General features: G+C 69.6%; 16 protein-coding genes. 7 read left to right on the top strand and 9 right to left on the bottom strand.

Translation table 11 applies throughout. The annotated features are described in order from the left end of the window. Window positions 1-225: 225 nt before the first annotated feature. Window positions 226-852, bottom strand: coding sequence for a response regulator (locus GRF61_RS19360; protein WP_169152267.1), 627 nt, complete (start codon window positions 850-852; stop codon window positions 226-228). A 261-nt stretch (window positions 853-1,113) separates the two neighbouring features. Between GRF61_RS19360 and GRF61_RS19365 the strand changes: the two genes are divergently transcribed. The 5 genes from GRF61_RS19365 (at window position 1,114) to dctP (GRF61_RS19385) (ending at window position 6,230) form a co-directional block, all read left to right on the top strand. Next, window positions 1,114-1,500, top strand: coding sequence for a DUF2237 domain-containing protein (locus GRF61_RS19365; RefSeq protein WP_169152268.1), 387 nt, complete (start codon window positions 1,114-1,116; stop codon window positions 1,498-1,500). A 515-nt stretch (window positions 1,501-2,015) separates the two neighbouring features. Further along, entirely contained in the window at window positions 2,016-2,489 is a 474-nt protein-coding gene (locus GRF61_RS19370) for a TRAP transporter small permease (protein ID WP_248281343.1), read from the top strand. Between the two features lies 1 nt (window position 2,490). Then, window positions 2,491-3,807, top strand: coding sequence for a TRAP transporter large permease (locus GRF61_RS19375; RefSeq protein WP_169152270.1), 1,317 nt, complete (start codon window positions 2,491-2,493; stop codon window positions 3,805-3,807). A 50-nt stretch (window positions 3,808-3,857) separates the two neighbouring features. After that, the gene (gene dctP / locus GRF61_RS19380; protein ID WP_169152271.1) at window positions 3,858-4,829 is read left to right on the top strand and encodes a TRAP transporter substrate-binding protein DctP; all 972 of its coding nucleotides are present in this window, start codon (window positions 3,858-3,860) and stop codon (window positions 4,827-4,829) included. 420 nt (window positions 4,830-5,249) lie between these two features. After that, window positions 5,250-6,230: a TRAP transporter substrate-binding protein DctP gene (dctP, locus tag GRF61_RS19385; RefSeq protein ID WP_348982444.1), complete on the top strand. Its 981-nt coding sequence runs from the start codon at window positions 5,250-5,252 to the stop codon at window positions 6,228-6,230. A 226-nt stretch (window positions 6,231-6,456) separates the two neighbouring features. Here the strand turns inward: dctP (GRF61_RS19385) and GRF61_RS19390 are convergent, their stop codons facing one another. The 4 genes from GRF61_RS19390 to GRF61_RS19405 form a co-directional block, all read right to left on the bottom strand. Further along, window positions 6,457-7,113 carry a DsbA family oxidoreductase gene (locus GRF61_RS19390; RefSeq protein ID WP_169152272.1) on the bottom strand — a complete coding sequence of 219 codons (657 nt, stop codon included), beginning with the start codon at window positions 7,111-7,113 and terminating at the stop codon, window positions 6,457-6,459. Beyond that, window positions 7,110-9,239, bottom strand: a complete 2,130-nt coding sequence (locus tag GRF61_RS19395) for an EAL domain-containing protein (RefSeq protein ID WP_169152273.1) — start codon at window positions 9,237-9,239, stop codon at window positions 7,110-7,112. Before GRF61_RS19395 ends, GRF61_RS19390 begins: the two co-directional genes overlap by 4 nt. Beyond that, window positions 9,236-9,733, bottom strand: coding sequence for a GAF domain-containing protein (locus GRF61_RS19400; protein ID WP_169152274.1), 498 nt, complete (start codon window positions 9,731-9,733; stop codon window positions 9,236-9,238). The genes GRF61_RS19395 and GRF61_RS19400 overlap by 4 nt, the downstream gene beginning before the upstream one ends. A 150-nt stretch (window positions 9,734-9,883) precedes the next feature. Then, on the bottom strand, window positions 9,884-10,597 hold the full coding sequence (locus GRF61_RS19405; protein ID WP_169152275.1) for a glutathione S-transferase family protein: 714 nt from the start codon (window positions 10,595-10,597) through the stop codon (window positions 9,884-9,886). Window positions 10,598-10,731: 134 nt separating this feature from the next. Between GRF61_RS19405 and GRF61_RS19410 the strand changes: the two genes are divergently transcribed. Further along, window positions 10,732-11,259 carry a MarR family transcriptional regulator gene (locus tag GRF61_RS19410; RefSeq protein WP_211166090.1) on the top strand — a complete coding sequence of 176 codons (528 nt, stop codon included), beginning with the start codon at window positions 10,732-10,734 and terminating at the stop codon, window positions 11,257-11,259. Beyond that, entirely contained in the window at window positions 11,256-12,476 is a 1,221-nt protein-coding gene (locus GRF61_RS19415; RefSeq protein WP_211166091.1) for an MFS transporter, read from the top strand. The genes GRF61_RS19410 and GRF61_RS19415 overlap by 4 nt, the downstream gene beginning before the upstream one ends. Before the next feature lie 4 nt (window positions 12,477-12,480). On the opposite strand, the gene GRF61_RS19420 is transcribed toward GRF61_RS19415, so the two are convergent. The 4 genes from GRF61_RS19420 to GRF61_RS19435 form a co-directional block, all read right to left on the bottom strand. After that, complete coding sequence (locus tag GRF61_RS19420) at window positions 12,481-13,122, bottom strand: Vat family streptogramin A O-acetyltransferase (RefSeq protein ID WP_169152276.1); 642 nt, start codon at window positions 13,120-13,122, stop codon at window positions 12,481-12,483. Next, on the bottom strand, window positions 13,119-13,613 hold the full coding sequence (locus tag GRF61_RS19425) for a GNAT family N-acetyltransferase (RefSeq protein ID WP_169152277.1): 495 nt from the start codon (window positions 13,611-13,613) through the stop codon (window positions 13,119-13,121). The genes GRF61_RS19420 and GRF61_RS19425 overlap by 4 nt, the downstream gene beginning before the upstream one ends. A gap of 115 nt (window positions 13,614-13,728) precedes the next feature. Beyond that, complete coding sequence (locus GRF61_RS19430; protein WP_169152278.1) at window positions 13,729-14,307, bottom strand: hypothetical protein; 579 nt, start codon at window positions 14,305-14,307, stop codon at window positions 13,729-13,731. Between the two features lie 191 nt (window positions 14,308-14,498). Then, window positions 14,499-16,266, bottom strand: a 1,768-nt coding sequence (locus GRF61_RS19435; RefSeq protein WP_211166092.1) for a chemotaxis protein CheW, incomplete at its 5' end; no start/stop codon positions are given.

The following is a 16,266-nucleotide window of genomic DNA, read 5'->3' on the forward strand; positions in this document are numbered from 1 at the left end:
GCGTGGGGCCGGGCGTTTGCACTGTCGCTTTCTTCCTCCGGAAGACGGCGGCAGGGCGGCGTGGAAGCCGTCGGAAGGCGGTCGCCGGCACCCTCCGACAGACGATCTTCCCTCCGCCGCGGCGGCCTGGGCAAGTACGGACCTACCCCAAGCATGCGGCGCGGCGTCTGTTGCCGTCGGCCGCGATGAGCCGCCACCGGCGCGGTGCGCAGGGGCGGGCCGGGGTCAGCCGCGGAGCGCGCGCGCGGCCAGCCGCCGCAGGCGGGAGATCATCGCCTGCATGTAGCCATGCAGTTCGTGGAAGGGGATGGGCTTGCCGTAGATGGTGACGTCCGCCGGCAAGCCGCCGGCGGTCTCGATCTCCTGCTGGGACAGGGTGGACACCGCGACGATGGCGACGTCGTCGGCCAACGGGTTGTCGCGCAGGCGGCGGATCATGTCGAAGCCGTCCATGCCGTGGATGTGCGGATCGGTGATCAACAGGTTGGGCGGCTGGCGGCCGACGGCGACGAGGGCGTCCAGCGGATGGTCGTACTGCTCGATTTCCAGCGGCAGCTTCCAGCTGGAGAAGGTCTCGCGGTAAGCCTGCTGCAGCGCCGGGTGGTCGTCCACGATGAGGACGCGCAGGTGGTCCGAGAGCGTCTCTTCCAGCGCGGGCGCGGCACCGCTGCGCCCGGCGAGCAGGGCATCCACCGACGCCTGGCGGATGCGGCGGTGGCCGCCGGCGGTCTTCCAGGCTTCCAGCGTGCCGCTCTCCACCATCTGCTGCACCGCGCCCAGCGACAGGCCGAGCTGCTTGGCAGCCTGGGCTGTGCTGATGAACTCCTGCGCGGCACGGGTTGTTTTGTTCATGGCGCCATCCGGCTGAATCTGCTTGAATTGGCATTATCGACAAAAACGAATCGGGGCGCCAACGCAGTTGAGCCCGTCGTGGGCCGGCGGTACCGCAGGGCGGGAGACGGTTGCCTGCTGCCTGGCGGAAAGGCGGGGAGTGCGGCGTTCGCGGCCCGCCCGCGGCAGGCGGCGAGGGGCGAACCTCGGCGGCCTCACCCTGTCGGAAACGCGCACGGCCTTGCGCATCCTGCGCTGGGCGCAACACACCATGGAAGGGCGATGACGACCTCGCGCAATGTTCTCGGCGGCCCGCTGCTGGCCTGCAGCTATGCACCGCTCACCGGCTTCTACCGCACTGGCTGCTGTGAGACCGGGGTGGATGACCTCGGCCGTCACCTGGTATGCATCCGGGCGACGACTGAATTCCTGGCTTTCTCCCGCTCGGTCGGCAACGACCTTTCCACGCCACGGCCGGAGTTCCGTTTCGGCGGCTTGAAACCCGGCGACCGCTGGTGCCTGTGCGTGCTGCGCTGGAAGGAGGCGCTGGCCGCCGGGGTGGCGCCGCCGGTGGTGCTGGAAGCCACCCACTCGGCTGCCTTGCGGGTGGTCGAGCTGGAAACCCTGAAGGCGCATGCGGTGGTGAGCCCGGCCCGGCCCGCGGACTAGCTGGCCCGCGCCCGCCGCGGCGTACCCGGGGAGAAAGGAAACCGGCCGTGGAGGGCGCGTTTGCCCCGCTGGGGGCTGTGTCTCGCCGTCTCTGACTTTCGTTGTGCTTTGCACAACTTCCACCCGGCCCGGCACCTTGCACAGGAGCGGGGAATACCTGAGCGGCAGCCTGCTGCGAGCCGAATTGGTGCCTGCATGCCCCAAATGAAGGCTCAGGCGCGCTGCGGGCTTGCCCCGGCCGCCCGGAAAGCGGCGCTCCTGTTCGGGATACGCCGGGTGTATATACCGGTGGTGGGCCACCTTCCCCGCACCCGCTTGGTGCCTTGCAATAGCGGCTGTTTCTGGCGTTTCAGGGCTTGGAAAAAACGCATGGACACTAAATTTTAGCCCTGATATGTTTAGACCTGAACAAACCATAACTATCACGAACAGCCAGCACAATAGAGAGGTTAACCATGGCGTTGCAAAGCGCTGCGGCCGAGGGGCCTGCGCCGTCCGGAGCCTCGTCCGGCGGGATGTACCACTTCCTGATGATTCTCTGCGGCGTCGCCGGTGCCATGCTGTTTGCCGCCATGGCCGTGCTCGTCTGCGTCGATGTTTTCATGCGCAACGTCGGCATGGGCAACATCAGCTGGGGCGTGGAGATGACCGAGTACATGCTGATGGTCGCCACCTTCCTGGCGGCGCCCTGGCTGCTCTACCTGAATGACCATATCCGGGTGGACATCATCGTGCGTGGCGTCTCCGCGCCCGCCGCGCGGCTGTTGGAGCTGATCACCGATGCCTTCGGCTTCATCGTCTGCGCGGTGCTGGCGTGGCAGTCGGTCGTGGTGGCGCAGGATGCGGCGGCCCAGGGCGGCATGGTGTTCAAGGTGCTGATCTTCCCCGAGTGGTGGCTGAACGTGCCGATGGCGTTCTCCTGCACCTTGCTGGCCATCGAGTTTGCCCGCCGCTTCCAGCGCGGCCTGCGCGCCCCGGAGGGTAACTGACATGGAATGGTATTCCGCCCTCCTGCTGATGCTGGGGCTGATGTTCGCCTTCATGGCCATCGGCATCCCGGTCGCTTTCACCTTCCTCGGCGTCAACCTGGTCGGCGCCTGGCTGTTCCTCGGCGGCGAGGCCGGCCTGGGCCAGCTGGTGCGCAACTCGGTCGGCTCCATCACCAGCTTCTCGCTGACGCCGATTCCGCTTTTCGTGCTGATGGGCGAGGTGCTGTTCCACACCGGCCTGGCCTTCCGCGCCATCGAGGCCATCGAGCGCCTGATCAACAAGCTGCCCGGCCGCCTGTCGGTGGTGGCGGTGCTGGGCGGCACCACCTTCGCCACGCTGTCCGGCTCCACCATCGCCAACACCGCGATGATGGGCGGGGTGATGCTGCCGCAGATGCTCAAGCGCGGTTACCACCCGACGATGGCGATGGGCCCGATCATGGCGGTCGGCGGCATCGCCATGCTGATCCCGCCTTCCGCGCTGGCGGTGATGCTGGGCAGCCTGGCGGGCATCTCCATCGCCGAGCTGCTGATCGGCGGCATCCTGCCCGGCCTGTTGATGGCGCTGTGCTTCCTCGGCTACGTCATCATCCGCTGCCATATCAACCCCGAACTGGCGCCGGCCGACGAGAGCGCCGTCAAGGTGCAGGGCTGGGAGCGCTGGAAGCCCTTCATGCGCGACGTGGTGCCGCTGTTCGCCATCTTCATCGCGGTGGTGGGCAGCATGCTGGCCGGTTGGGCCTCGCCCACCGAATCGGCCGCCATCGGCGCGCTGGCCTCGGTCGTCGCCACCGTGTTCTACCGTGCCCTGAGCTGGCAGGCGCTGTACAAGTCGCTGATGGAAACCGCCCGGGTTTCGGTGGTGATCCTGTTCGTGCTGGTGGCCTCCACCACCTTCGCCCAGCTGCTGAGTTTCTCCGGCGCCACCACCGGCCTGCTGTCGCTGATCAACGAGCTGCAGCTGTCGCCGCTGATGCTGGTGCTGGGCATGCTGGCCATCCTGCTGGTGCTGGGCTGCGTCATCGACCAGATCAGCATGATGATGATCACGCTGCCCTTCTTCATGCCGCTGGCCCACGCCGCCGGCATCGACCCGGTGTGGCTGGGCGTGATGATGCTGGTGGCGATGGAGCTGGGCCTGCTGACGCCGCCCTTCGGCTTGCTGCTGATGGTGATGCAGTCGGTGGCGCCGCCTTCCATCCGCCTGCAGCAGATCTACGGCGCCGCATTCCCCTTCATCGTCATGGAAGTCCTGGTGCTCGGCCTCATCGTCGCCATTCCCTGGCTGGCCGTCGGCCTGCCGCGGATGATGAGTTGAGCCTCCATGTTCAAGCAGTCCCCAGTCATATACCCGAGGAGAGAACAGCAATGACCCCTAAAACCGCCAAGATCGCAGCCGGCGCCCTGTTCGCCCTGTTCGCCTGCGGTGCGCAGGCCGCCGAGATCACCCTGAAGGCGGTCACCGCCTTCAGCCAGGACACCTTCTTCAACCAGCGCTTCAAGGCCTTCGTCGAGAAGGTGAACTCCGAAGGCAAGGGCATCATGAAGATCCAGGTCATCGGTGGCCCGGAATCCATGCCGCCGTTCGAAGTCGGCAACGCGGTGCGCGCCGGCGTGGTCGATCTCGCCAACAGCACCGGCGTGTTCCACGCCAACCTGGTGCCGGAAGCGCTGGCGATGACCCTGGCCGAGAAGAGCATGGCCGAGCTGCGCGCCAACGGCGGCTATGCGCTGCTGGACGAAATCCACCGCCAGAAGGCCAACATGGTGTGGCTGGCGCGCGTTTCCGACGGACTGCAGTACCACGTCTATTCCAACAAACCAGTGAGCTCTTCGGACCTCTCCGGCCTGAAGCTGCGCAGCGTGCCGGTGTACCGCTCCTTCTTCCAGTCGGTTGGCGCCACCCCGCTGCAGGTGCCGCCGGGCGAGGTCTACACCGCGCTTGAGCGCGGCGTGGTGGACGGCTACGGCTGGCCCTCCATCGGCGTGTTCGACCTGGGCTGGCAGGAAAAGACCAAGTTCCGCGTCGAGCCGGGCTTCTACAACGTGGAGGTCAGCCTGTTCATGAACCAGAACACCTGGAAGAAGCTGGACGCCCAGCAGCGCGCCTTCCTGGAAAAGCAGATCGCCTGGGTCGAGTCGCAGAACGCGAACGACCTGAAGGTGGCCGAGGAAGAGAAGGCCCGCCAGGCCAAGGCCGGCATCCAGACCATCAACCTGCCGGGCGAACAGGCGGCCATCTTCCGCGCCAAGGCTTACGATGCGGGCTGGAAGGGGATAGAGCAGGCGGCGCCGCAGAACGCGCCCAAGCTGAAGGCGCTGTTCAGCAACGGCCGCTGAGTTCTCTCCCCTGCGGGAGCGGCCCTGCCGCCAGCCCGTACGGACAAGCCCCGCGGCTGCCCTTGCCGGCCCCGCGGGGCTTGTTGCGTTTACCGCCGTGCCGCCATCCGGCGCCGCCCGCCGGCGGGTGGCCGCAGCCGTTGAAAGGTGCGGTTCGTGACATTTTAGTAGTACGTCTAAAGGCGTAGTGACGGGAAGCGTGATGCAGACAACGGTGCCGCTTTCCTGCGCATGAGATCGTGGCCGAACTGACAGACCGGCATAGGCCGGATTGCCATGCCGGCGAGGGGCGTGGCGATCGCATTCCCTGCGATGTCGGCAAGACAGCAACCCGGCGACGGGCAGCCCGACGGCAGAGCGGGCGCCTGCCGCAGACGCAGTGCGCGGGTTGGTCGTTCCCAGCCCTTGAGGAGTCACGACGTGCCACGTCGCTTCGCCCCCCGCGCCGCCGCCGCGGTCATCGCCTGCCTGTCCCTGGCCCTATCGGGTTTCTCCCTGCCGGCGGCAGCGGAGGAGATCGTGCTGCGGGCGGTGAGCGCCTTCGGCCAGAACACCTTCTTCAACCAGCGCTTCCGCGCCTTCGTCGACAAGGTCAATGCCACCGGTGGCGGCATCATGAAGATCGCGATCGTCGGCGGCCCGGATTCGCTGTCGCCGTTCGAGATCGGCAACGCCCTGAGCAAGGGCGAGGTGGACCTCGCCAATACCAGCGGCGCGTTCCACGCCAACCTGGTGCCGGAGGCGCTGGCGCTGTCCTATACCGACAAGAACATGAGCGAGCTGCGCGCCAACGGTGGCTATGCACTGATGGACAAGCTGCATCGCGACAAGGGCAACATGGTGTGGCTGGGCCGCCTCTCCGAGGGGCTGAAGTACCACATCTACCTCAGCAAGAAGATCAGCGGCGCCGACCTGGGCGGGCTCAGGCTGCGCAGCGCGCCGGCGTATCGCGCCTTCTTCCAGGCCCAGGGCGCCACGCCGCTGCAGATGGCGCCGGGCAGCGTCTACGCCCAGCTGGAGAAGGGCACGGTGGATGGCTACGGCTGGCCATCCATCGGCATCTTCGACCTGCGCTGGAATGAAAAGACCAAGTACCGGCTGGAGCCGGGCTTCTACAACGTGGAGGTCGGCCTCTACCTGAACCAGGACGTATGGAACCGGCTGGACGAGGAACAGCGGGCCTTCCTGCAGAAGCAGGTGGCCTGGGTGGAGGCGCAGACCGCGAATGATCTGAAGCTGGAGGCGGCCGAGAAGGCGCGGCAGGCGCGCTCCGGCATAGAGGCCATCACCCTGCCGCCGGCCCAGGCCGATGCCTTCCGCCAGGCGGCGCGCGAAACCGGCTGGGGCAGCCTCGAAGAGGCGTCGCCGGAGCATGTGGAAGAGCTGCGGGCGCTGTTCTGAGGGGCCGGAGGCGCCTGTCGCCCCTGGGGGGGCGCCTCTCTCCCCGGCTCTCTTCCGCGGGGGAGAGGGAGTGTCGCGGCATCCCCATGCGTAGTGCTGCTGGGCTGGGTTGCGGCTTGATTCCCGAGTTGATCCGCCGCAGCGGGCTTTCCGGCCCAACGGGCTGGGCCCTGTCCGCTAGGCCGCCGTCAGTTCAAGCCAGCGCCAGCTCAAGCCGCCACCCGTTTCAGCTCGACAGCGCCTGCAGCAGGCCGGCGCCCAGTACCGCGGCGGATTGGGCGCCGGAGATGGTGAGCTGGCGATCCACGATGTAGAAGGGCACGCTGCTCACGCCGAGCTTGCGTACCTGCTCCGCCATGCGCTTCACCGCGTCCGCGCCTTCGGTGCCGTCGAGATAGGCCACCACCGCTTCCCGGCGGTCGCCACAGGCGGCGGCGATGTCGGCCAGGGTTTCGGTATCGCCGATGTTGCGGCCTTCCTCGAAGTGGGCGCGGAACAGGGCGTCGGTCAGGCTGCGGACGCGCTCCGGCGTATCGCCGCGCGCCTGCGCACGGTAGGTGAGGCGGTGGGCCTTGAGCGTGTTGGGGCGCACGGCGATGCGGTCGAAGGCGAAGTTCACCCCGTCCGGCGCACCGGCTGCGGCCACCTTGTCATGCAGCGCATCCACTTCGCGCGGGCCGCCGAACTTGTTCTCCAGGTAGGCGCGGTAGGGCTCGCCGGCGGCCGGGGTGTCAGGGTTGAGGAAGAAGGGCAGCCAGTTGAGGCGGACTTCCAGGCCGGGCTGCTTCTGCTGCAGGTCGGCAATCGCCTGGTTGAGGCGGGCTTTGCCGATGTAGCACCAGGGACAGACGAAATCGGATACGAGGTCTACGTTCAGGGTCATGGAGTCGCGGTGTGATTGGAGGCATGCCATGGTAACGGCGGCGCGGTGAAAGTGTCTGCGGCGCCGATGCGGGCGGCCATGCCGGCGGCCGGCGCCGGGCAGGAGAACAGGAAGCCCTGCATCTCGTCGCAGCCCAGTTCGATGAGACGCGCCTGCTGCGCTTCGGTTTCCACACCCTCGGCGACCACCCGCAGATCCAGCGAATGGGCGAGCTGGATGACGCCCGCCACCAGCGCCAGCGCATCCGGGTTGCCCACCATGTCGGCGATGAAGGCGCGGTCTATCTTGATCTGGTCGGCGGTGAAGCGGCGCAGGTAGGAGAGGCTGGAATAGCCGGTGCCGAAGTCGTCGATGGAGATGCGCAGGCCCTGCTGGTTGAGGCGCTCGACCAGCGCCAGGGTGGCGTCGGCATCTTCCATCGCGGCGGATTCGGTGATCTCCAGCGTGATCATCTCCGGCGGCACCTTGTTGCGCGCCAGCGCCGCCGCCAGCCTGGCCTGAAGGTCGGGCTGGCGCAGTTGCAGCGGCGACAGGTTGATCGCCACCGGCACCGGCATGCCGTCGCGCAGCCACTGGCCGGCCTGGCGTATGGCTTCGTCCAGTACCCAGTTGCCCAGCGGCACCATGAGGCCGAAGCGCTCGGCCACCGGCAGGAAGTTGTCCGGCTCTACCATGCCGCGGCCGGGGTGGCGCCAGCGCAGCAGCGCCTCGGCACCGCAGCAGGCGCCGCTGCGGGCATCGCGCTTCAACTGGTAGTAGAGCTCGAACTCGCCGCGGTTGAGGCCGGCGCGCAGATCCTGCTGCAGCTTGATGGTCTCTGCCGCGCCGGCATCCATTTCGGGGGTGAAGAAGCGGTAGGTGGCCTTGCCGTCGCGCTTGGCGTGGTACATCGCCGCGTCGGCGTGGGCGACCAGGCGCTCGGCCGGGCTGTTCTCCGGGAACACCGCGATGCCGATGGAGCAGGACAGGCTGGTGGGGTGCTCATGCAGCTCTATCGGCTGGGAAATGGACTGCACGATGCGTTCGGCCAGCTTGCCCAGCGTCTCCCGGCCGCCGGCATCCTCTACCAGGATGGCGAATTCGTCGCCGCCGATGCGCGCCACCGTGTCGGTCTCGCGGCAGCAGGCGCCGATGCGCCCGCCTATCACCCGCAGCACGGTGTCGCCGGCCTGGTGGCCGAAGGAGTCGTTGATCGGCTTGAAGCCATCGAGATCGATGAAGAACAGCGCCAGCCGGTCGCCGGTGCGTTCGCTGCGGGTGGCGGCGTGGTCTATGCGGTCCTCCAGCACCAGCCGGTTGGCGAGGCCGGTGAGCGGGTCGCGGAAGGCGATGCGCGACAGCTCGCGGTTGGCCGCCTTCAGCGAACGCGCGAGCTTGGCGGTGCGGCTCTGGATGCGGGCATCGACGATGGAGGCGAACAGGGTGGTGGAGAGCAGCAGCAGCGCGGCGCCGCCTATGGTGCCGGCCAGCCAGTAAGTGTCGATCTCCAGGGCGGCGCCGCAGACGCTGTCCAGCGGAAAGTTGGCCGCGGCCATGCCGCTGTAGTGCATGCCGGCAATGGCGCCGCCCATGACGATGGCCGCCAGCCCCTGCAAATTCAGCCGGCGCAGGCCGTTGGCGCGGCGCAGGCCGTGGAACAGCAGCAGCGCGGCCAGGGAGGCGGTGGTGGCGATGGCGGCGGAGGCCGCCACCCAGCCGGCGTGCCACACGATGGGCGGGCTCATGCGCATCGCGAACATGCCGAGGTAGTGCATCGCGCAGATGCCCGCGCCCATGGCGAGGGCGCCGCCGAGCAGCCAGGGCATGGTCAGCCGCGGCCGGCCGGCAATGGCCAGCGCCAGCCCGGAAACCGCCACCACGATCATCCAGGAGAGCAGGGTGAGGACGATGTCGTAACCCAGCGCAATCGGCAGCCGGAAGGCCAGCATGCCGAGGAAGTGCATGGACCAGATGCCGGTCCCCATGGCAATGGAACCGCCGGCCAGCCAGATGCGGGCGAGATGGGGCGGCGCATCGTGGACGCGGCGGGCGAGGTCCAGGGCGACGAAGGAGGCGAAGACGGCGACCACCACCGAGAGCAGGACCAGGCCGGTGGAGTATTCGCTAGGCAGGAAGGCGGCGCTCATTTTCCCTGCCCCTGCGGCGGGCGCAGCTCCTGCTCGACGACGCGGGCGATGGCGGTGAGCTCGGCGATCTGCTCCGGGGTGAGCTGGCGCGGGTGATCGTCGATCACGCACAGCGTGCCGATGCGTGCCCCGTCAGCCTGCAGCGGAAAGCCGGCGTAGAAGCGCACCCACGGCGTGCCGGTGACCAGCGGGTTGTCGAAGAAGCGCTCGTCGCAGGCGGCGTCCGCCACCACCAGCGGCTCGCCGCTGAGGATGGCATGGCCGCAGAAGGAGATCTCGCGGGCGGTCTCTGTCACGCTCGTGCCGCAGGCCGACTTGAACCACTGCCGGTTCTCGTCCACCAGGCTGATCAGCGCAATTGGCACGTTGGCCACCGCCGCCGCCACCGTGGTGAGGGCGTCGAAGCGCTGTTCGGCCGGCGTATCCAGGATGCGCAAGGCATGCAGGCGGGCGAGGCGCTCGGTTTCGTCGTCGGGCAGAGGGGGTGCTTTCATCGGCCGGCCGGCTCAAAGAGGGGCGACAAGTCTGCCAGAAGCGGCGGCGGCCTTGGACCCTGCCGCCAGCATGGGTTTGCGCCGGGCCGGCAGCCTGCCCTGGCGGCCGGCCCGGGGCAGGAAAGCATGGCCAGGGCCCGGCGCTGCCGCTCAGGCGGCGGTGGTGGCGGAGTGGCCCACGTCGCCGCCCGCGGCAGCCGCCGTGTGCGCTGCGTCGTCCGCGCGGGCCTGCAGCAGCTGCGCTTCCACCGCCTGGGCGCGGCGCAGGCCGTCGCGGCCGGCCAGGGCGGCGAGGTAGCGGTCGAACACCGCGCTTTCCGGCAGCTTGCGCCAGGCCTGCAGCCACTGCAGCAGGGAGCCGGTGAGGATGTCGGCGGCGGAAAAGTCCTCGCCCAGCAGGTAGGGGCCCTGGCGCAGCGCATCTTCCACCCGCCGCAGTGCGGCGTCGTAACGCGGCCAGCCCAGGGCCAGCGGCGGCGGCTCGCTCTGCCGGGGGAACATCAGGTCGGCCATCGCCGGCTCCAGCGCCCCTGGCACGTAGGCCAACCAGGTGGCGTAGGCGCCGCGCAGCGGCGAATCCAGCGCGGGCGCCAGCCTGGCCGCCGGCAGCATGTCCGCCACATAGGCGCAGATGGCGGCGCTCTCGCACACCACCGCCGACCAGTCTCCGGCCGGGCCGTGGTCTAGCAGCACCGGCAGCTTGCCGCCCGGGTTCAGCGCCAGGAAGGCGGGCGCCTTCTGGGTGCCCTTGGAGAGGTCGTGATGCACCAGGGAGTAGGCTGCGCCCGCTTCCTCCAGCAGCCACAAGGCGCGGAAGGCGCGGGAATGAGGGGCGTGATGCAGAACGAAGCGCGCGGGTTCCATGGTGGTTTTCCTGTTTTCGATTCGCATGATTACTTGTAGGCCGGGTGGGTAAGGGTGGCAAGCCAGGTGGGAAGCCGTTGCACAGGGCGCGGAATTTCGATTAGTCTAAATATTTCGATATCGAAATTCTTTACATGGAAACGTCTTTGCCAGGGCAGATGCCCGATCAGGTGGATAAGGTGCTGGCCCAGTGGGCGGCAGCGGCGCCGGCGGTAAATGTAGCCCCGATGGCGGTGATGAGTCGCTTGTTCCGCCTGGTCAAGCGGGTGGAGAAGGAGATGGCGCGGCGCTTCCGCGACCATGGCCTGCAGGAGGGCGAGTTCGACCTGCTGGCGACGCTCTACCGCGCCGGCCCGCCCTGCGCGCTGACGCCGCAGCAATTGGTGCACGCCATCCTGCTGTCTTCCGCCGCGATGACGCACCGGCTGGACCGGCTGGAGGCGGCCGGCTTCGTCCGCCGCGAGGCCAACCCGGAGGACCGCCGCAGCGTGGTGGTGGTGCTGACCGGGGCCGGGCAGGCAGCGCTGCTGCGCGCGCTGGGCGACTATCTGGACGTGATGGAGTCCTTCCTCGCGCCGCTGGATGCCGCCGACCGCGCCCGGCTCGCCGGCCTGCTCAAGGCCATGCTGCTGTACCCGGATGGCGATGGAGGCGTGCTGTGAACGGGCCGGCGGCCAGATCCGCCGCCCCGCAGTTGTCGCCGCTGTTCCTGTTGGCGGTGGTGGTGGCGGTGGGCCTCAACCTGCGGCCGCCGCTGGCCACCGTCGGCCCGCTGCTGGAGTCGCTGCGCGCGGCCACCGGCATGTCCTACCAGGCCGCCGGCCTGCTCACCACCCTGCCGGTGATGGCGATGGGCGCGCTGGCGCTGGGCAGCGCCTGGGTGCTGCGCCTGGGCATGCGGCGCGGCATGAGCATCGGCCTGGTGCTGATCCTGCTGGCCAGCGCGCTGCGCGGCGTATGGGCGGAGCCGGCCGGGCTGCTGCTGTCGGCACTGGTGGTCGGCGTCGGCATCGCGCTGGTGCAGGTGCTGCTGCCGGGGGTGATGAAGGCGGGCGCGCCGGCCGCGGCCGGGCGGCTGATGAGCTTGTACGTGACTGCCATCATGGCTGGCGCGGCGCTCACCGCCGCGTTCGCGCCGCTGCTGTCCGCCAGCCTGGGCTGGCAGGCGACGATGGCGCTGTGGGCGCTGCCGGTGTTGCCGGCGCTGCTGTTGTGGCGGCGCTGCGCTCCGGCCCTGCCGGCGGTAGCTGTCGCCCCGACGGCCAGCGGCGGGGTGGCGGTGGCGCGCCGGCTACGGGCATGGACGCTGGCGCTGTACTTCGGCATCGGCACCAGCGCCTACACCCTGATCCTGGCCTGGTACGTGCCCTACTACCAGCAGCTGGGCTGGAGCGCGCAGCAGGCCGGGCTGCTGCTGGCCGGCCTGACCGCCTGCGAGGTGGCGGTGGGCTTGGCGGCATCCTGGGCGGTGGCGCGCTGGCACGATCGCCGGCCGCTGCTGGTGGCGGTGATCGCTGCCAGCCTGGCCGGCCTCGCCTGCGTGGTGCTGGCGCCGCTGGCGCTGGCGATTCCGGCGATGGTGCTGCTCGGCCTGGGCATCGGTGGCCTGTTTCCGCTGACGCTGGTGGCGACGCTGGACCACGCCGGCAGCCCGCGTGAAGCCGGCGTGCTGGTGGGCTTCGTGCAGGGCGTGGGCTACCTCGTTGCCGGCTGCATGCCTTTCCTCGCCGGCGGCCTGCGGGATGCGCTGGGGGGTTTCGAGCCGGCGTGGATGGCGATGGCCGGCATGATGCTGGTGATGCTGCCGATGACCTGGCGCCTGTCGCCGCGCAGCGTGCTCGCTTATGGCACGGCGGCGCCGGCCACCGCCGCCGCCTGAGGGTTCAGCCCGCGGCGGCGCAGCGGCGCAGCGCCTCGATGTCGCCGCCGACGATCTCCGCCAGGTGGCGGCTGATCTTCTGCACCGGCCAGTTCCACCAGGCGATTTCCTCCAGCGCGGCGACGATGTCCGGCGAAAAGCGCTGCTTTACCGGCTGCGCCGGGTTGCCAGCCACCACGGTGTAGGCCGGCACGTTGCGGCTGACGACCGAACCGGCGGCGATGATGGCGCCGTTGCCCACCTTCACCCCCGGCAGGATCATGGCGCCGTAGCCTATCCAGACGTCGTTGCCGATCACGGTGTCGCCCTTGTAGGGTAGGTCGCCGGCGTCCGGCATCACCTTTTCCCAGCCCTGGCCGAAGATCTGGAAGGGGTAGGTGGAGAAGCCGGACATCTTGTGGTTGGCGCCGTTCATGATGAAGCGCACGCCGCGCGCCAGGGCGCAGAAGCGGCCTATCACCAGCTTGTCGCCGATGAAGGGGTAGTGGTAGAGCACGTTGCGCTCGAAGTGCTCGGCGTCTTCCGGATCGTCGTAATAGGTGTAGTCGCCGATGAGGATGTTGGGGCTGGCGACGGTGTTGCGGATGTAGCACACCTGCGGGAAGCCCGGCATGGGGTGCGGATCCAGCGGATCGGGGCCGTTCATGGCTGGGCGTCTCCGGTGAGTTCCAGGTGCAGCAGCGGGTAGGGGCGGCCGGCGCCATCGGTGGCGGAGCGGCCGCGCTGGCGGAAACCCTGGGCAAGGTAGAAGGCGGTGGCGGCCGGGTTCTGCTCGTTCACATCCACCCGGCGGATGCCGAGCCGCGCCACCGCGTGGCGCAGCAGCTGGCTGCCCACGCCCTGGCGGTGCCGGTCCGGGGCGACGAAGAGCATTTCCAGCATGTCGCCGGCGGTGCCGGCGAAGCCCAGCAGGCGGCCCTGGTGGTCGAGGGCGCCGAAGAGCGCGACCGCCGGCAGGTAGGCGGTGGGCAGGGCTGCGCGGATTTCGGCGATGTCGGTTTCGGCGAGGAAGCCATGGGTGGCGCGCACCGCCGCTTCCCACAACTCGACGATGGCCGGGTAGTGGCTGGCGGTCAGCGCCTCCAGGGCGAAGGGGGCCGCGGCGGCCGGCGGCTGCGGGTTTCCATAGGGGGCCATGGCGTCATCATGCGGTGGAGGGGCGCTGAGGCTAGCGAGGTGCAGGCATGGCCGTCAAGGCGATGACCGGCGGGCGAGCCGGGCGGAGGCGTGGTGAGCCGATGGGGCGTGGCGCTCAGCCTGCGGCCTTGGTGAAGTCCAGCCCTATGTCGGTGCTGTCCTGGCCGCGGTGGATGCGCAGCACCGCGGCGGCAGTGTCGCGCGGCAGCAGGAAGAGCAGCTCGCCGTCCTTGGCGGCTTCGCCTTCCACCAAGTCGCCCAGCGGCTCCGCGGGCGGCAAAGGCCGGCTGTCCACCAGCAGGCGGAAGTCGCGGTCCCAGAAGGGCTGGGGGAAGCGGTCGCGGTTGTGCATGCGCAGCCGCAGGCTGAGGGTGTCCTGCTCGGCGTTGCGCGGCGACAGCGTGGCGGCGAGCAGGGTGAAGGCGACGGTGTCCAGCCGGTATTCGCGTTGCACCGGCAAGGCCACCGCCCGGGCGGCGGGCACCGCCTGGGCGGGCTGGCCGGCGCTGTCCGCCGGCTCCGCCGGGCCACCCTGCGTTGCGTGGCCGGCGACGTCGCTCGCGGCGGCGCTGCGGCCTTCCAGCCAGCCGCTCTGGTGCAGCGCTGCCGCCAGGGCGGAGATGACCGCCGCCACGCCGGTGAGGATGCCGGGCAGGGTGCGCCACCAGTGGGGTGAGCCGTCCTCGTCAGCCATCTCCGTCTCCCTAGCGCCGGCCGTTCATCCAGTCTAGGCAAGCTGCCGCCGGCTGAGGCATGCGCTGTTTTCCAGGCGACGGACGGGGCTTTGCCGCGCCGCTGCCTGCCGGCGGCAGACCGCCCGGCCGGGGAGCGGAGGCCCGCTGGCCCGCCCTCAGGGCGGAGGGCTGCGCTTGTTTCCTTGTCGGCTCAGCCGGCGGAGCCGGCTTCGCTGAGCACCGGCCGCAGCAGCGGCGGCTCGCCGGAGAGGGCGGGCGGCAGGCGTTCCGGCAGTTCCACCGAGCGGGCGAGCCGGTTGCGCAGGCGGCGGCCGGAGAGCACCACCAGGATGCCGTCGCGGCCCTGGCCGGGGTCGGGCCGCACCACGCTCTCGGCGAGCGCCGCGTGGCCGGGGAACAGGGTGGAGATGGGCTCCACATGCTGGCTCGCCACCTCCAGGGTTTCCGCCAGGCCATGGGCGAGGATGCCGAAGGGGGCGCCGTGGCCGGTGTCGTTGTCGCGGCCGCTGCTTTCGCCGGCGCGCACGATCACCACCTGGCGGTAGCCGTTTTCATCCACGCCGCGGCCGAAGCGCAGTTCGTGCTTGAGGTCGAACACCGGTACCGGGTTGCCCTGGTACATCAGCACGCCGCGCACCGCCGGCGGCATGCCGGGCACCGGGGTGATGCCGCTGGCGTCCACTGCCTCCAGTACCTCGCTGCAGAGCAGGCCCAGCCATTCGTCGCCGATGTGGAAGGTGGCGATCTCGGTGGTGGCCAGGCCGGGCTCCAGCGCGCGCCGCGCGCTGGCGCGCAGGCGGCCGGCCGGCGCGGCGGCGCTGTCGGCCATGACCTGGCCGAGGGGAATGAAGACCAGCGCGAACACCTCGTTGCGGTAGGCATCCTCCGCGCCCTTGTATTCGCGGTAGCCGGTGGAGAGGCGGCTGCCCACCGCGTAGTAGGCGCCCTGGTGGCTGACGATGCCGGAGCCGCCGTCTACGAGGAACTCCGCCGCCACCGGCAGCAGTTCGCCGGCGGTGAGGCCGGGCAGTGTGCTGGCGATGACGCGGCGGCCGCGCTCGGCGAACACCGCGAAGCTGCCGGCCAGTGGCTGGCCCTGGGTGTCGCGCGGCAGGGCGTCCTGCAGCATGGCGTCGAACTGGGGCGCGGCGTCGAAGACGATGCCGATGCCGCCCACCCCGGCGCCGTCCGGCGAGAAGATGGGGGCGGCGTAGATGTAGGTGTGGCGGCCGGCGTAGAGCGGCGTCGGCTCGAAGGCGGACACCGCGTACTGCTGGGAGTCGTCCAGCGCCAGGGTGCGCCGCACCCACTCGTCGCCGAGGCTGCTGCCGACCTGGCCGGCGTGGGCCGGGTTGGAGACGGCGACGACGCGGCCGTGGCGGTCGAACACCACCAGGTTGTCATAGACCGTGTAGAGGGCGTTGATGCCGGCCAGGATGGCACCGATGCGCTGGCGGCTGGCTTCGCCGTGGGGATCGCCGGCGAGCAGCTCGCGGAAGACGGTGGTGAGCGCCCACCAGCGGCAGTCGTTGGCGCGCTCGTAGAGGTTGCGGTCCATGATGTCTATGGCCAGCGCGGCGAGGAACTCGCTGTCGCCGAGGATGGCGGACACCACCGTCTGGTGCAGGTTGCCGATGGAGCGCTCGAACACGTCGCGCGTCTGCAGGCCGGTGTGGCCGATCTCGCCCAGCAGCACCTTGGAGAAGCCGGTGTTGAGCGAGCCCTGGGCGCGGCTCTGTTGCACGCTGCCGTTCCACACGGAGCGGTTGAGTTCCTGCTGGATGCGGTCGGCGTGCTCCGGGATGCTGCGCATCTCGGCGGAGAACAGGGTGGGGCTGCGCATCACGCCGGCCACCAGCGCCGGCGGCACGCTTGAGAGGCGGTCGGCACCGTCGTCGGTGAAAGCGTGCTCCAGCGGCACCATGACGTGGCCCAGCCAGCCCGGGCCGCTGTAGCCC

Origin of the sequence: Azoarcus sp. TTM-91, assembly GCF_012911025.1 — a bacterium.
Lineage (GTDB): Bacteria > Pseudomonadota > Gammaproteobacteria > Burkholderiales > Rhodocyclaceae > Azoarcus.

Excerpts from the sequence above, each read along its gene's own strand:
- GRF61_RS19360 (WP_169152267.1), bottom strand. The coding sequence starts at position 852 with ATGAACAAAACAACCCGTGCCGCGCAGGAGTTCATCAGCACAGCCCAG.
- GRF61_RS19365 (WP_169152268.1), top strand. The coding sequence starts at position 1,114 with ATGACGACCTCGCGCAATGTTCTCGGCGGCCCGCTGCTGGCCTGCAGC.
- GRF61_RS19370 (WP_248281343.1), top strand. The coding sequence starts at position 2,016 with ATGTACCACTTCCTGATGATTCTCTGCGGCGTCGCCGGTGCCATGCTG.
- GRF61_RS19375 (WP_169152270.1), top strand. The coding sequence starts at position 2,491 with ATGGAATGGTATTCCGCCCTCCTGCTGATGCTGGGGCTGATGTTCGCC.
- dctP (WP_169152271.1), top strand. The coding sequence starts at position 3,858 with ATGACCCCTAAAACCGCCAAGATCGCAGCCGGCGCCCTGTTCGCCCTG.
- GRF61_RS19390 (WP_169152272.1), bottom strand. The coding sequence starts at position 7,113 with ATGACCCTGAACGTAGACCTCGTATCCGATTTCGTCTGTCCCTGGTGC.
- GRF61_RS19395 (WP_169152273.1), bottom strand. The coding sequence starts at position 9,239 with ATGAGCGCCGCCTTCCTGCCTAGCGAATACTCCACCGGCCTGGTCCTG.
- GRF61_RS19400 (WP_169152274.1), bottom strand. The coding sequence starts at position 9,733 with ATGAAAGCACCCCCTCTGCCCGACGACGAAACCGAGCGCCTCGCCCGC.
- GRF61_RS19405 (WP_169152275.1), bottom strand. The coding sequence starts at position 10,597 with ATGGAACCCGCGCGCTTCGTTCTGCATCACGCCCCTCATTCCCGCGCC.
- GRF61_RS19410 (WP_211166090.1), top strand. The coding sequence starts at position 10,732 with ATGGAAACGTCTTTGCCAGGGCAGATGCCCGATCAGGTGGATAAGGTG.
- GRF61_RS19420 (WP_169152276.1), bottom strand. The coding sequence starts at position 13,122 with ATGAACGGCCCCGATCCGCTGGATCCGCACCCCATGCCGGGCTTCCCG.
- GRF61_RS19425 (WP_169152277.1), bottom strand. The coding sequence starts at position 13,613 with ATGGCCCCCTATGGAAACCCGCAGCCGCCGGCCGCCGCGGCCCCCTTC.
- GRF61_RS19430 (WP_169152278.1), bottom strand. The coding sequence starts at position 14,307 with ATGGCTGACGAGGACGGCTCACCCCACTGGTGGCGCACCCTGCCCGGC.